This is a genomic window from Ruegeria sp. BHSC276, assembly GCF_059612945.1.
Genome location: NZ_JBXWRP010000001.1, coordinates 440,165 through 452,403, shown reverse-complemented (window position 1 = coordinate 452,403; position 12,239 = coordinate 440,165). Strand labels below are relative to the sequence as shown.

At 64.7% G+C, this 12,239-nt stretch carries 14 protein-coding genes; 8 read left to right on the top strand and 6 right to left on the bottom strand.

Annotated features, from left to right (window positions below; genetic code table 11):
* Positions 1-33: 33 nt before the first annotated feature.
* A complete protein-coding gene (locus tag AC2FMD_RS02260) occupies positions 34-1,257 on the bottom strand; it encodes a urate hydroxylase PuuD (protein WP_496794604.1) in 1,224 nt (407 codons plus the stop codon).
* A gap of 95 nt (positions 1,258-1,352) precedes the next feature.
* Here AC2FMD_RS02260 and AC2FMD_RS02255 point away from each other — a divergent pair, with 95 nt between their 5' ends.
* The gene (locus AC2FMD_RS02255; protein ID WP_496682014.1) at positions 1,353-2,267 is read left to right on the top strand and encodes a LysR family transcriptional regulator; all 915 of its coding nucleotides are present in this window, start codon (positions 1,353-1,355) and stop codon (positions 2,265-2,267) included.
* A gap of 4 nt (positions 2,268-2,271) precedes the next feature.
* Here the strand turns inward: AC2FMD_RS02255 and uraH are convergent, their stop codons facing one another.
* Positions 2,272-2,628, bottom strand: coding sequence for a hydroxyisourate hydrolase (uraH, locus tag AC2FMD_RS02250; protein WP_496682016.1), 357 nt, complete (start codon positions 2,626-2,628; stop codon positions 2,272-2,274).
* 202 nt (positions 2,629-2,830) lie between these two features.
* On the opposite strand from uraH, the gene puuE reads away from it, so the two are divergent.
* Both puuE and AC2FMD_RS02240 read left to right on the top strand, forming a co-directional pair.
* Positions 2,831-4,249 carry an allantoinase PuuE gene (gene puuE, locus AC2FMD_RS02245; RefSeq protein ID WP_496794603.1) on the top strand — a complete coding sequence of 473 codons (1,419 nt, stop codon included), beginning with the start codon at positions 2,831-2,833 and terminating at the stop codon, positions 4,247-4,249.
* Entirely contained in the window at positions 4,246-4,734 is a 489-nt protein-coding gene (locus tag AC2FMD_RS02240) for an ureidoglycolate lyase (protein WP_496711335.1), read from the top strand. Before puuE ends, AC2FMD_RS02240 begins: the two co-directional genes overlap by 4 nt.
* A gap of 5 nt (positions 4,735-4,739) precedes the next feature.
* Here the strand turns inward: AC2FMD_RS02240 and AC2FMD_RS02235 are convergent, their stop codons facing one another.
* The 3 genes from AC2FMD_RS02235 to AC2FMD_RS02225 all read right to left on the bottom strand — a co-directional run bounded on the left by AC2FMD_RS02235 (position 4,740) and on the right by AC2FMD_RS02225 (position 7,037).
* Positions 4,740-5,723 carry a type I glyceraldehyde-3-phosphate dehydrogenase gene (locus tag AC2FMD_RS02235; protein WP_496711336.1) on the bottom strand — a complete coding sequence of 328 codons (984 nt, stop codon included), beginning with the start codon at positions 5,721-5,723 and terminating at the stop codon, positions 4,740-4,742.
* A 53-nt stretch (positions 5,724-5,776) separates the two neighbouring features.
* A complete protein-coding gene (locus AC2FMD_RS02230) occupies positions 5,777-6,094 on the bottom strand; it encodes a hypothetical protein (protein ID WP_496682025.1) in 318 nt (105 codons plus the stop codon).
* 109 nt (positions 6,095-6,203) lie between these two features.
* A complete protein-coding gene (locus AC2FMD_RS02225) occupies positions 6,204-7,037 on the bottom strand; it encodes a bifunctional allantoicase/(S)-ureidoglycine aminohydrolase (protein ID WP_496794602.1) in 834 nt (277 codons plus the stop codon).
* Between the two features lie 183 nt (positions 7,038-7,220).
* Between AC2FMD_RS02225 and AC2FMD_RS02220 the strand changes: the two genes are divergently transcribed.
* From AC2FMD_RS02220 to AC2FMD_RS02200, 5 genes are all read left to right on the top strand, one after another.
* A complete protein-coding gene (locus AC2FMD_RS02220) occupies positions 7,221-7,574 on the top strand; it encodes a hypothetical protein (protein ID WP_496686937.1) in 354 nt (117 codons plus the stop codon).
* A 161-nt stretch (positions 7,575-7,735) separates the two neighbouring features.
* The gene (locus AC2FMD_RS02215) at positions 7,736-8,971 is read left to right on the top strand and encodes an acyl-CoA dehydrogenase family protein (RefSeq protein WP_496711338.1); all 1,236 of its coding nucleotides are present in this window, start codon (positions 7,736-7,738) and stop codon (positions 8,969-8,971) included.
* A 1-nt stretch (position 8,972) separates the two neighbouring features.
* Positions 8,973-9,788 carry a thioesterase family protein gene (locus tag AC2FMD_RS02210; RefSeq protein WP_496743095.1) on the top strand — a complete coding sequence of 272 codons (816 nt, stop codon included), beginning with the start codon at positions 8,973-8,975 and terminating at the stop codon, positions 9,786-9,788.
* 68 nt (positions 9,789-9,856) lie between these two features.
* On the top strand, positions 9,857-10,504 hold the full coding sequence (locus tag AC2FMD_RS02205; protein ID WP_496711340.1) for a DUF1007 family protein: 648 nt from the start codon (positions 9,857-9,859) through the stop codon (positions 10,502-10,504).
* A complete protein-coding gene (locus AC2FMD_RS02200) occupies positions 10,489-11,421 on the top strand; it encodes a nickel/cobalt transporter (RefSeq protein ID WP_496743093.1) in 933 nt (310 codons plus the stop codon). The genes AC2FMD_RS02205 and AC2FMD_RS02200 overlap by 16 nt, the downstream gene beginning before the upstream one ends.
* A 2-nt stretch (positions 11,422-11,423) precedes the next feature.
* On the opposite strand, the gene truA is transcribed toward AC2FMD_RS02200, so the two are convergent.
* On the bottom strand, positions 11,424-12,191 hold the full coding sequence (gene truA / locus AC2FMD_RS02195; protein ID WP_496743091.1) for a tRNA pseudouridine(38-40) synthase TruA: 768 nt from the start codon (positions 12,189-12,191) through the stop codon (positions 11,424-11,426).
* Between the last annotated feature and the right edge of the window lie 48 nt (positions 12,192-12,239).

Genomic DNA, 12,239 nt, shown 5'->3' with positions numbered 1-12,239 from the left:
ATTGGGTGGACAAGCTGGATTTTCAGCCGGCTGTCATGACCCGGCGTTGCGGAACCAACGGACGATGGCCGCGCGGTCCGCGGGCTCCATGTAGGTCACGTTCGCGGGCGGCATCGCGTGGCTGATCCCCGCCTGCAGATAGATCTGCTTGGCGTTGCGCGCGATGTCGGCCTCGGTTTCCAGCAGAACGCCCTTGGGCGCCCACAGGATGCCGTCCCAGACCGGCTCGCGCGCGTGGCACATCGAACAGCGGCCCAGAACGACGTCATGGGCGGCCTCGAAGCCGGGGGCCTCGGCGAACCGCTGTTCATAGGGCGTCAGCGGCTGCGCCTCGGCCTCTTCCAGCGGGTCCTGCATCGGGGCGGTGGACAGCCACATGATGGCGATGAACAGCAGGGCCGTCACAAGCCAGGTCCAGGTCGGGTTGCCGGCCCGGGCGTGGCGCGTGTTGAAATAGTGGCGGATGGTGACGCCCATCAGAAAGACCAGCGCCGCGATGATCCAGTTGTACTTGGTCGCAAAGGCCAGCGGATAGTGGTTCGACAGCATCAGGAAGACCACCGGCAAAGTCAGATAGTTGTTGTGGGTCGAACGCAGCTTGGCGATCTTGCCGTATTTCGGGTCGGGGGTGCGGCCATTTTTCAGGTCGTCCACCACGATCCGTTGGTTGGGCATGATGATGAAGAATACGTTGGCCGTCATGATCGTGGCGGTGAAGGCGCCCAGATGCAGCATCATCGCGCGGCCGGTGAAGATCTGGTTGTATCCCCAGCCCATTGCCACCAGCAGAACGAATAGCAGCAGCATCAGCAGGGTCGGACGCTCGCCCAGATCAGATTTGCACAGGAAATCATAGATCAGCCAGCCCACGGTCAGCGACGCCGCCGAGATCAGGATGCCCTGCCACAGCGCCAGATCGGCCTTTTGCGCGTCGATCAGGTACAGCTCTCCACCCACCCAATAGACGATCATCAGCAGCGCCGCGCCGCTGAGCCATGTGGAATAGCTTTCCCATTTGAACCAGGTCAGGTGATCGGGCATCCGTTCGGGCGCCACCAAGTATTTCTGGATGTGATAAAACCCGCCGCCATGCACCTGCCATTCCTCGCCATCCGCCGGGCCGGGAATGTCGCGGTTCAGGCCGAGGTCCAGCGCGATGAAATAGAATGACGACCCGATCCACGCGATCGCGGTGACCACATGCAGCCAGCGCACGCCAAAGGCCAACCAGTCCCAGAACACGGCAAACTCAAACATCCATGGCTCTCCGATTGTTTGCCTGCACACTAGGCAAGTGATGGTTTCTTCGGTATTCCCGCATATTGTCAAACTGTATCAAAAAAAACGATAAGATGTCCTATCTCGACAACATTCGCACCTTTGTCCGGGTCTATGATCTGGGCAGCATGTCCGCGGCGGGCCGCGATCTGCGGATTTCACCGGCGGTAACATCGGCGCGTATTTCCCAGCTCGAGGATCATCTGGGCGTGCGTCTGTTCCAGCGCACCACGCGCAACCTGTCGCCGACCGAGCAGGGCCGGGCCTTTTATCCCGGCGCGGTTGCTGTGCTGGACGCGGTCGATCAGGCCGAGGCGCAGGTTATGCACCTGACCGAGGCCCCGCGCGGCACCTTGTTCGTGGCGGCGCCGCTTGGGGTGGGGCGGCGGTTGATCGCGCCGCAAGTGCCGGAATTTCTGGACAAATACCCCGAGATCGACGTGCGGCTGCGCCTGACCGACCGCTCGGTGGACCTGACGACCGAGGGGCTGGATCTTGCGTTCTTCATCGGCCTGCCCGAGGACAGCACCCTGCGCATCCGCAAGATCGCCGATTGTCAGCGCATTCTGTGCGCGGCCCCGGATTATGTCGCGCGCCGGGGCATGCCGCGATCGGGGGCTGATCTGATCGCGGACCGGCACGAATGCCTGAACCTGCGCTATCCCGGCGCGACCGAGTTTCAATGGCTGTTGCAGACGCCCGACGGCCCCAAACGCTTTGCCGTGTCCGGCCGGTTTGAGTGCGATGATGGCGACGTGCTGACCGATTGGGCACTGGCGGGGCAGGGGATCGCGATGAAGCCGGTCTTCGAAGTGGCCGAGCATCTGAAGGCCGGCCGCCTTGTACCGGTGGCGCAAGACACGCCGCCCGTGCCGGTGCAGATGGCGTGCCTGTACACGCATCGCCGCCATCAAGACCCAAAGGCGCGCCTGTTCATGGATTTCGTGATCGCCCGGATCGGTGCGGTCGTCCGCCGGGCCGAGGCCTAGGCTCTCAGCTGCCGCGATAGGTGGAATAGCCGTAGGGCGACAGCAGCAGCGGCACATGGTAATGCGCCTGCGGATCGGACATGCCGAACCGGATCGGCACCTGATCCAGGAACAGCGGGTCCGCTCCCGCCTGGCCGGTGGCGCGCAGATAGTCGCCGGCAAAAAAGATCAACTCGTAGGTTCCGGTTTGGAACTTGTCCTGTGGCAGGATCGGGCTGTCGGTGCGCCCATCGGCGTTGGTCTGCATCTCGACCAGCTTGCGGTGCGAATTGCCCGACACGCGGTACAACGCGATTTTCAGCCCTTGGGCCGGACAGCCGCGGGCCGTGTCCAGAACGTGGGTCGTCAGGTATCCTGTCACGGGTCTCTCCTGCCTGTTGCGTGGTGCAGTCTTGCCGGTCGTCAGCGGATTTGGCAAACGGATAGACCGCATTCTGAGGCGAAACCCATGCCCGAGGAAACGGCCAAATAACCGAAACAGCGTTCGGATTGATTTGATAATCCCTTGCGGTTTCATGCAATAAAAAGCCAGTGAATGGTCGCAACAAAAGGCGGAACCCAACATGCAGCCCCCCAGATACCCGCGCGACATGATCGGATATGGCGCCACCACGCCCGATGCGAAGTGGCCCGGCGGCGCCAAGCTGGCAGTGCAGATCGTGCTGAACTATGAAGAGGGCGGCGAAAACTGCGTGCTGCATGGCGACGCGGCGTCCGAGGCGTTTCTGTCCGAAATCGTGGGCGCCGCGCCCTGGCCCGGCCAGCGGCATTGGAACATGGAATCCATCTATGAATACGGCGCCCGCGCCGGGTTCTGGCGGCTGCATCGCCTGATGGCCGACCTGCCGGTGACCGTCTATGGCGTGGCCACCGCGCTGGCGCGCTCGCCCGATCAGGTGGCGGCGATGAAGTCCGCCGGGTGGGAGATCGCCAGCCACGGGCTGAGATGGATCGAACACAAGGACATGCCCGAAGACGAGGAGCGCGCCCAGATCGCCGAGGCGATCCGCCTGCACACCGAGGTGGTCGGAGACCGCCCGCGCGGCTGGTACACGGGGCGGTGTTCGGACAACACCGTGCGGCTTGTCGCCGAGGAAGGCGGGTTTGCCTATGTGGCCGACAGCTATGCCGACGATCTGCCTTATTGGGTGCACACCGGCGGGCGCGACCAGCTGATCGTGCCCTATACGCTGGACTGCAACGACATGCGCTTTGCCACGCCGCAGGGGTTCAACTCGGGCGATCAGTTCTTTGCGTATCTGCGCGACAGTTTCGATGCGCTCTATGCCGAGGGGCAGGCCGGCGCGCCCAAGATGTTGTCGATCGGTCTGCATTGCCGCCTGATCGGCCGACCGGGCCGGGTGATGGCGCTGAAGCGGTTTCTGGACTATGCGCGCGGCTTTTCCGATGTGTGGTTCGCGACCCGGTTACAGATTGCCGAACACTGGGCCGCGCATCATCCGCCGCAGGACCGCCCGCGCCCCTCGCAGATGGACCGCGACTCCTTCGTGGCGGCCTATGGCGGCATCTTCGAACATTCGCCCTGGATCGCCGAGCGCGCCTGGGCGCTGGAACTGGGGCCGGCGCACGATACGGCGGGCGGGCTGCACAACGCGCTGGCGCGGGTGTTCCGTTCGGCCTCGCCCAAGGAGCGCTTGGGCGTTCTGACCGCGCATCCGGATCTGGCGGGCAAGCTGGCACAGGCCAAACGCCTGACGGCTGAAAGCACCGCCGAACAGGCCTCGGCCGGGTTGGACGCCCTGACCGACGCCGAGCGCGACGCCTTTACCAATCTGAACACGCGTTACACCCGGAAATTCGGCTTTCCCTTCATCATCGCGGTGCGCGACCACGACAAGGCCTCGATCCTGCAGGCGTTTCAGCGACGCATCGAGAATGACCGCGAGACCGAGCTCGCCGAAGCCTGCCGTCAGGTCGAGCGCATCGCCGAGTTCCGTCTGCGCGACCTGCTGCCCTCATGACCCGGGTCATCCATATCGCGCCGCTGACGGCCCAGGCCTTTGCGCCGTTCGGCGACGTGCTCGAGGTTTCCGGCGCGCCGGACAAGATCATCAACCAGGGTCAGTGCGGGCGATACCATGACCGGGCGGTTCTGGATTTTGCGGACGGGCGCGCGGGGATCAGCCTGTTCGACGCCAACCCGCGGGCATTGCCCTATCAACTGGACATGGTCGAACGTCACCCTCAGGGCAGCCAGGCCTTCATTCCGATGACCCACCAGCCGTTCCTGGTGATCGTCGCGCCGGACGAAGATGGCGTTCCGGGCAGGCCGCTGGCCTTCGTGACGCAGCCGGGGCAGGCCGTGAACTATCATCGCGGCACATGGCACGGCGTGCTGACGCCGCTGCGCGCGCCCGGCCTGTTCGCCGTGGTCGACCGCATCGGCGACGGCACCAACCTTCAGGAGCATTGGTTCGACACCCCTTACGAGGTGCGGTTGCCCTGACCGGGTCAGCCCGCCATCAGCCGGGCCACATCCAGCATCCGGGCCGAAAACCCCCATTCATTGTCGTACCAGCCAAAAACTCGCACTTGGCGGTCGCCGACCATGCGGATCTCGGGGCCGGCGATGACCAGAGACTCGGGCCGCGCCCGCAGGTCGGACGACACCAGGGGCATGTCGGTCCAGCCAAGAACGGCCGACTCGGCAACCGCATGGCGCAACCGTTCTGTGAAGGTGTCGATGTCCATCGGAGTTTCCAGCGTCGCCACTAGGTCTACGGCCGAGACGCTGGCCGTCGGCACCCGCACCGCCGCGCCCGAGATGCGCCCGGCTAGATGCGGCAGCACCACGTCGATCAGGTGCGTCGCGCTCGAGGTCGTGGGCACCATCGACAGCGCCCCCGCGCGCGACCGCGCCAGATCGCCCCGCGGTGCGTCTACCATCGGCTGGCTGTTGGTGTAGCAATGGATCGTGGTCATGTGCCCTGATGCGATGCCCCCGATGCCGTCCAGCACCTTGACGAGCGGCGCCAGCGCATTCGTGGTACAGGACGCGTTCGACACGATCCGAGCATCGCCCAAGACGTCTTCGTTGGCGCCCAGAACGATGGTGGTGTCGGCGGCCGGTGACGGCCCCGAGATCAGAACCTTTGACGCCCCGGCCTGCAGCCCCCGTGCGGCCACGTCCGAGCTGCGGGCGATGCCGGTGCAGTCCAGCAGCACATCCACCCCCGACAGATCGACCCGCGCCACATCTTCGCTGTTGGTGACGGGGATTTCTACGCCATCCACCACCAGCGCGGCGTTCCGGGCCGCGACCGTCCCGGCATAGGGGCCGAAGGTACTGTCGTATTGGAACAGATAGGCACAGGTTTCCAGCGGCGCGATGTCGTTGATCAGCACCACCTGAACATCCGACCCGGCGGGCAGCGCCATGACCTGCCGCAGGATCGTGCGGCCGATGCGGCCGAATCCGTTGATCGCAATCTTCATGCGCAAGCTATGGCAGGGCGCCGGGGCGACCTCAATGCCCGTTCGGAGGGATGTCAGCGGCAGCTGACTTGCGAGAAGAACTGACCCGAGATGTTCTGGTACATGCTGGACCGGATCACCTTGCACCCGGTCGCTTGCTGGATGGCCGCGATGGCCTGAAGCGTGCGCAGGCGCGGGGGCGGACCGAACGGGTTAAGGTTGTTGTTGTCGCGGGTGGCGCGGTACACGACCGGTTCGTCGGCCACCTGGGTGACGGCCCAGGTGCGGCTCATCACCGATACGGTTCGGGTTTCTTCGTTTGCAAGGGCCGGGGCGGCGACGCTGAGAGGCGCGATCGTGGCCAGAGTCAAAATGGATCTACGCAGTTTCATTGGGCAATCTCCGGGAATGAACACATGAAATCTGCCCCGATCAGAGCAAATTTCGGCCCCCGAGGGAAGTCTCGGCCCCGGAAAGCCGGTTTCGGGAGGGAATTTCTCGCTATCGCCCGGCCACGGACAGGGGCATGTGGCGGTTGACGTCCTTGTACAGCAGGTACCTGAACCGCCCCGGCCCGCCGGCATAGCAGGCCTGCGGGCAGAACGCGCGCAGCCACATGTAGTCGCCGGCCTCGACCTCGACCCAATCCTGGTTCAGCCGATAGACCGCCTTGCCTTCCAGCACATACAGCCCGTGTTCCATCACATGGGTCTCGGCAAAGGGAATGACGGTGCCGGGTTCGAAGGTGACGATGTTGACATGCATGTCATGACGCAGGTCGGCCGGGTCGGCAAAGCGGGTGGTGGCCCAGCGACCCTCGGTGCCGGGCATCGGGGTGGGGGCCACGTCGCACTCGTTGGTGATGATCGGGTCGGGGGCGGGCAGGCCGGGCACCGCCTGATAGGCCTTGCGCACCCAGTGGAACCGCGCCACCGCGTCGGACCGGTTGTGCAGCGCCCAGTCGGATCCGGGCGGCACATAGGCGTATCCGCCGGGGTCCAGCACGTGCTTCTGCCCGGCGAGGGTCAGGACCACGGTCCCTTCGACCACGAAGAGGACGCCTTGCGCCGCCGGGTCGGTCTCGGGTCGGTCGCTGCCACCGCCGGGCTGAACCTCCATGATGTATTGCGAAAAGGTTTCGGCGAAGCCGCTGAGCGGACGGGACAGGACCCACAGCCGGGTCTTCTCCCAGAACGGCAGAAAGCTGGTGACGATGTCGCGCATCGTACCGCGCGGGATCACGGCATAGGCCTCGGTGAACATGGCGCGATCGGTCAGCAACTGATCCTGACCGGGGTGGCCGCCATAGGGCGCGTAATAGGTGGGATGAGCCATCGTAAAACCTCGGGTAGGTGTCTCGGCCACTATGTGCCGATCGTGCGGGGGCCGATAGCGTCACGGATGCAATAGGTTTGTTCGGGATTATTTGAAGGTGCACCCCGCCCGGGGCTTGGCCGCACCGCACCCGCGGTATAGGCTTGGCCCCGGACCCATTTCGACGAAAGCGAGTTTCAAGGCATGCCCCGGTTTTTCTTCCTCTTCTGCGCAGCGGTTCTGGTCGGGTTGATCGGCACGGCGCAGGCCAAACCTCTGTCGCGGATCATTGCCGAAATGGGCCTGAGCCCGGCTGATTTTCAGATTCTGGACGCGGCCTCGACGGCACTGCTGTCGGGCGGGACGCCTAGCGTCGGGCAGGAACGCAGCTGGGAAAATGAACAGACCGGCTCGAAAGGGACGATCCGGGTACGCGACGTGCGGGGAAACTGTGTACATCTGCAGCATTTCATCCAAGCCGAAGGCGGTGATCAAACCCGCGAAATCCGGACGCGGCGTTGCAGGGACGCTGGCGGAAACTGGATCATGACACCCTGATTGCCTGAGGAAACGCTCGATCCGGGCCAAACGTCCCCAAGTCGTTTGAACAAATGATTGCGCGTGACGTCCCGTCACCCGACTGGACACGGTCAGTGACCCTGCGCCATCCTCGCGTCAGAAATTCGGCCCTGCGCCGGGCCATTTGGGAGGGACCATCCATGAACATGTCATTCGTCTTGCGCGAGGAGAACCGGGCGCTGCTGGAGCGGGTCCGCGACATGATCCGCAACGAGATCATGCCGTTGGAAGAGGAATACCAGGCCGAGATCAACAAGGGCGACCGCTGGCAGTACACCGACCGCCAGGCCGAGATCCTGGAGGGGTTGAAGGCCAAGTCAAAGGCGGCGGGTCTGTGGAATTTCTGGCTGACCGACAGCGACAAGGGATTTGGCCTCACTACGGTCGAGTACGCCTATTTCGCCGAAGAGATGGGTAAGACCCCGCTGGGCGCCGAGGTGTTTAACTGTTCCGCCCCCGACACCGGCAACATGGAGGTGTTCGAGCGCTATGGCACCGAGAAGATGAAAGAGCAGTGGCTCAAGCCGCTGCTCGCGGGCGAGATCCGCTCGGCCTATCTGATGACCGAACCGGATGTAGCCTCGTCGGATGCCACGAATATCTCGATGTCCTGCGTGCGGGACGGGGATGACTATGTTCTGAATGGCGAGAAATGGTGGTCGTCCGGCGCGGGCGATCCGCGCTGCAAGGTCTACATCGTGATGGTCAAGACCGGCGGCGACGACCTGCCCAAGCACCAGCGCCAGTCCATGATCGTGGTGCCCGCCGACACGCCGGGGATCGAGATCCTGCGCCCGATGGAAGTGTACGGCCATGACGACGCGCCGCACGGGCACATGCATATCCGGTTCACCGATGTCCGAGTGCCGGCCGAGAACATCCTGCTAGGCGAGGGCCGCGGGTTCGAAATCGCACAGGGGCGCCTCGGGCCCGGTCGCATCCATCACTGCATGCGCGCGATCGGCCAGGCCGAGATGGCGCTGGAGCAGATGTGCAAACGCGCCCTGCAGCGCGAAGCCTTCGGCAAGAAGCTGGCGCAGTTGGGTGCCAATTTCGACATCATCGCCGAGTGCCGGATGGAGATCGAGATGGCCCGCCTGCTGTGTCTGAAGGCCGCGTGGTACATGGATCAGGGCGATGCGCGCGCGGCTGCCCCGTGGATCAGCCAGATCAAGGTCGTCGCGCCGCGTGTTGCGCTGAAGGTGATCGACGAGGCGGTGCAGATGTTTGGCGGGCAAGGCGTCAGCCAGGATACGCCGCTGGCCACTGCCTGGACACATGTGCGCACGCTGCGGCTAGCCGATGGCCCGGATGCGGTGCATCGCCGTCAGGTGGCGCGGGCCGAACTGAGAAAGCATACCCAGGAAAAGATCTGACATGCAGGACGCGGCGATGCAGCCAGTGGTGGGTGAGACCGCATATTTTCGGGTCGCGCCCGACGGGGCCTTTGTCGGCAATGACCCGGCGCGCGGGCCGTGGTCGGCCGATCACTGTCATGCCGGCCCGGTTGCGGGCCTGATCGTGCGCGCGGCCGAGATCGAGGTCGGCCTCGACAAGATGCTGACCCGCCTGACGGTCGATCTGCTGCGCCCGCTGCCTCTGTCCGGTCTGCGCGTGGCCGCCGAGACCGTCCGCCACACCAAGACGCTGGCCACCACGCGCGTCACCGTGCATGACCTGGACGATACGCTGTGCGCCACCGCCACCACGATGCATCTGGCGCGCCGGGATCTGGGGCCGGTGCCGAATGTGGCGATCCAAGGCCCCGACCTGTCGCAGATCGAAGACGGCCCGTTTCCCATCGGCGAAATGCGGCATGACCTGCCCGGCTTTGCCCATCATTCCGAGGTGGCTTATCCCAAGGGCGGCAACCAAGGGGCGGGGCCGAAAACCATCTGGATGCGCACCCCGCCTCTGCTGCAGGGCGAAACCCCCTCGCCGATCCAGTCGCTGTGCCCGCTGGCCGATTGCGGCAACGGCATTTCGTGGAATGCGCCGACCTCGGAAATGGGGTTCATGAACACCGACCTGACGGTGCAGATCCACCGCGAGCCGGTGTCTGACTGGCTCGCCTCGGATTCCGTGTCACACTGGCAGCCCAGCGGCATCGGGATGTCGCAGTCGGTTCTGTACGATACTCAAGGCCCGATTGGCACGGCGCTGCAGACGCTGGTCCTGTTTCCGCCGAAATGAGCGGCAAAATCCGTGCTCACCGCCGAACTGTGTTGCCAGCGCCGGTCGGGCACCCTATCTTCGCGTTCATGCGCTGGATACCCGCCGTGATCGCCTGTTGCCTGCCGTTTTCTGCGGTGGCGCACCCGCATGTCTTCATCGACACCGGGTTGGAATTCATCGTGGATGAGTCGGGCAACCTGACCCATGTCCGCGTCACTTGGGCTTATGACGAATTCTACTCGTTGCTGGTGCTCGAGGACATGAGGTTGGATCAGGACGGCGACGGCGTTTTATCCGAGGCGGAAGAACAGCGCCTTGCTGGCTTCGACGCGCAATGGGTCGAAGGATACAACGGCGATCTGGTCATCCTGGCAGCCGATCAGCCGGTTGCCTTGTCTGGTCCGCTAGAGCCGCGCGCGACGACAGAGGATGGCCGTATCGTGACCACCCATCTGCGCAAGGTCGAGGGCGAGCCAGTACCCGCGCAGGCTCTGTCGGCCAAACCCTATGACGAGACATTCTATACCGCCTACGAGGTGACGCGTCCGGTCACCGTTTCCGGGCCTGAAACCTGCCGGATCGACAGGTTCGAGCCGGATATCGACGGCGAACTGGCCCAGATGCAGGCCTTTCTGCTGACCTTGGACGCCGACTATGACCTCGAGGAGAACGACATCCCTCTGGTCGGTGAACGCTTTGCCACCGAGATCCGCGTTTCATGTCCCGCTACCTGATCCTGCCGGTCAGCCTGGCGATTGCGCTGCTGCTGTGGTTCTGGGGCAGCGGCGGGTTTGACAGCCTCGCGTCTTGGGCCGCGGGCGAGCAGCGGGAATTCCAGAACCAGATCGCCCGTGCCCTGCGGGCCGCGCGGGCCGAACAGCCCGAGGCCGTGGCCACGCTGCTGGCCGTGTGTTTTGCCTATGGGTTCTTCCATGCGGTGGGGCCGGGTCATGGCAAGGTGCTGATCGGAGGGTACGGGCTGGGCCGCAATGTCGCCTTTCTGCGCCTGTCGGCGATCAGCGTTCTGTCCTCGCTGGGGCAGGCCGTGACGGCGATCGTTCTGGTTTATGCAGGCGTTCTGGTGTTCCAGATGTCGCGGGAAAGCTTGGTCGGCACCACCGAGCAGATCATGGCCCCGGTCAGCTATGGCGCAATCGCGGCCATCGGGCTGTGGCTTGTTCTGCGGTCGCTGCGCAGTTTCGCCCGGCGCGGCCGTGCGGACAGTGCTCCGCACGACCATCACCATCATCATGATCACGGGCATCACCACCACGACGGCGAGGTCTGTTCCGATTGCGGGCATCGTCACGGCCCCACCGCCGAAGAGGTGGCCCAGGTCGGCAGCCTGCGCGAGGCGCTGATTCTGATCGCAGGCATCGCCGCGCGACCCTGTACCGGAGCTTTGTTCGTGCTGATCCTGACCTGGCAGATGGGCATCGCGATGGTCGGTATCGCCGGGGCCTTTGCCATGGCGCTGGGCACCGCGACCGTTACCACCCTGGTTGGTTGGACGTCGTTCGGGTTGCGGGGCGGGTTGCTGGCCTCGGCCTCAGCCACGCGGTTTGCGGCCGTGTTGGCGCCCACGATCGAACTGGTGGCCGGGCTGCTGATCGCGGTGATCGCGGGCGGATTGCTGCTGCGCGCGCTCTGACGTCAGTCGAAAACAGGATCGGGGTAGCCCACCCGCGCCAGGTACAAACCTTGCGGCGGGCAGACCGGCCCGCAGGCCGCGCGGTCGGCGGCCTCGAGCGCATCGCGCACGTCCTGCGGTGTCCAGGCGCCCGCGCCGACCCGTTCAAGCGTGCCGACGAAACTGCGTACCTGGTTGTGCAGGAAGGACCGGGCACGGACATGGAAATGCACTTCGGGGCCGGAAAAGCCCTGAACATGTTCGACGCGCAGCTCGTCCAGCGTCTTGACCGGGCTGGCCGCCTGGCAGATCGAGGACCGGAAGGTGGTGAAGTCGTGCCGCCCGATCAGCATGTCGGCCCCTTCCTGCATCGCGGCGACATCCAGCGGGTGCCCGATCTGCCAGACCTGGCCCTTGTCATGGGTCGCGGGTGCACGGCGGATCAGGATGCGGAACAGGTATTGCCGCTCGATGGCCGAGAACCGCGCATGCCAGTCTTCCGCCACCCGCGCGGCCTTGAGAATCGCCACCGGCAACGGCTTGAGGTGATAGTTCAGCGCCTCGGACAGGCGGAACGGGTCCCAGTCTTTTTCAAGGTCGCAATGGGCCACTTGCCCCAGCGCGTGAACGCCCGCATCCGTGCGCCCAGCGGCCGCGATCGTGTGCGCACCGGGCTGCAGTTTCGACAAAGCCGCCTCGATGGCGCCCTGGACCGAGGGCAGCTCTTTCTGCCGCTGCCATCCGGCAAACGGCGCACCTTGGTATTCGACTTTCAACGCGTATCTGGGCATGGGCTGCTGGTACCTTGCCGGACGCGCCCGGGCAAGGGCAGGCGGCAA

Bases quoted from the DNA above. Each gene is read 5' to 3' on its own strand.
- AC2FMD_RS02240 (WP_496711335.1), top strand. From the start codon at position 4,246: ATGACCCGGGTCATCCATATCGCGCCGCTGACGGCCCAGGCCTTTGCG.
- AC2FMD_RS02230 (WP_496682025.1), bottom strand. From the start codon at position 6,094: ATGAAACTGCGTAGATCCATTTTGACTCTGGCCACGATCGCGCCTCTC.
- AC2FMD_RS02260 (WP_496794604.1), bottom strand. From the start codon at position 1,257: ATGTTTGAGTTTGCCGTGTTCTGGGACTGGTTGGCCTTTGGCGTGCGC.
- AC2FMD_RS02235 (WP_496711336.1), bottom strand. From the start codon at position 5,723: ATGAAGATTGCGATCAACGGATTCGGCCGCATCGGCCGCACGATCCTG.
- AC2FMD_RS02210 (WP_496743095.1), top strand. From the start codon at position 8,973: ATGCAGGACGCGGCGATGCAGCCAGTGGTGGGTGAGACCGCATATTTT.
- AC2FMD_RS02200 (WP_496743093.1), top strand. From the start codon at position 10,489: ATGTCCCGCTACCTGATCCTGCCGGTCAGCCTGGCGATTGCGCTGCTG.
- AC2FMD_RS02225 (WP_496794602.1), bottom strand. From the start codon at position 7,037: ATGGCTCATCCCACCTATTACGCGCCCTATGGCGGCCACCCCGGTCAG.
- AC2FMD_RS02220 (WP_496686937.1), top strand. From the start codon at position 7,221: ATGCCCCGGTTTTTCTTCCTCTTCTGCGCAGCGGTTCTGGTCGGGTTG.
- AC2FMD_RS02255 (WP_496682014.1), top strand. From the start codon at position 1,353: ATGTCCTATCTCGACAACATTCGCACCTTTGTCCGGGTCTATGATCTG.
- AC2FMD_RS02215 (WP_496711338.1), top strand. From the start codon at position 7,736: ATGAACATGTCATTCGTCTTGCGCGAGGAGAACCGGGCGCTGCTGGAG.
- truA (WP_496743091.1), bottom strand. From the start codon at position 12,191: ATGCCCAGATACGCGTTGAAAGTCGAATACCAAGGTGCGCCGTTTGCC.
- puuE (WP_496794603.1), top strand. From the start codon at position 2,831: ATGCAGCCCCCCAGATACCCGCGCGACATGATCGGATATGGCGCCACC.
- AC2FMD_RS02205 (WP_496711340.1), top strand. From the start codon at position 9,857: ATGCGCTGGATACCCGCCGTGATCGCCTGTTGCCTGCCGTTTTCTGCG.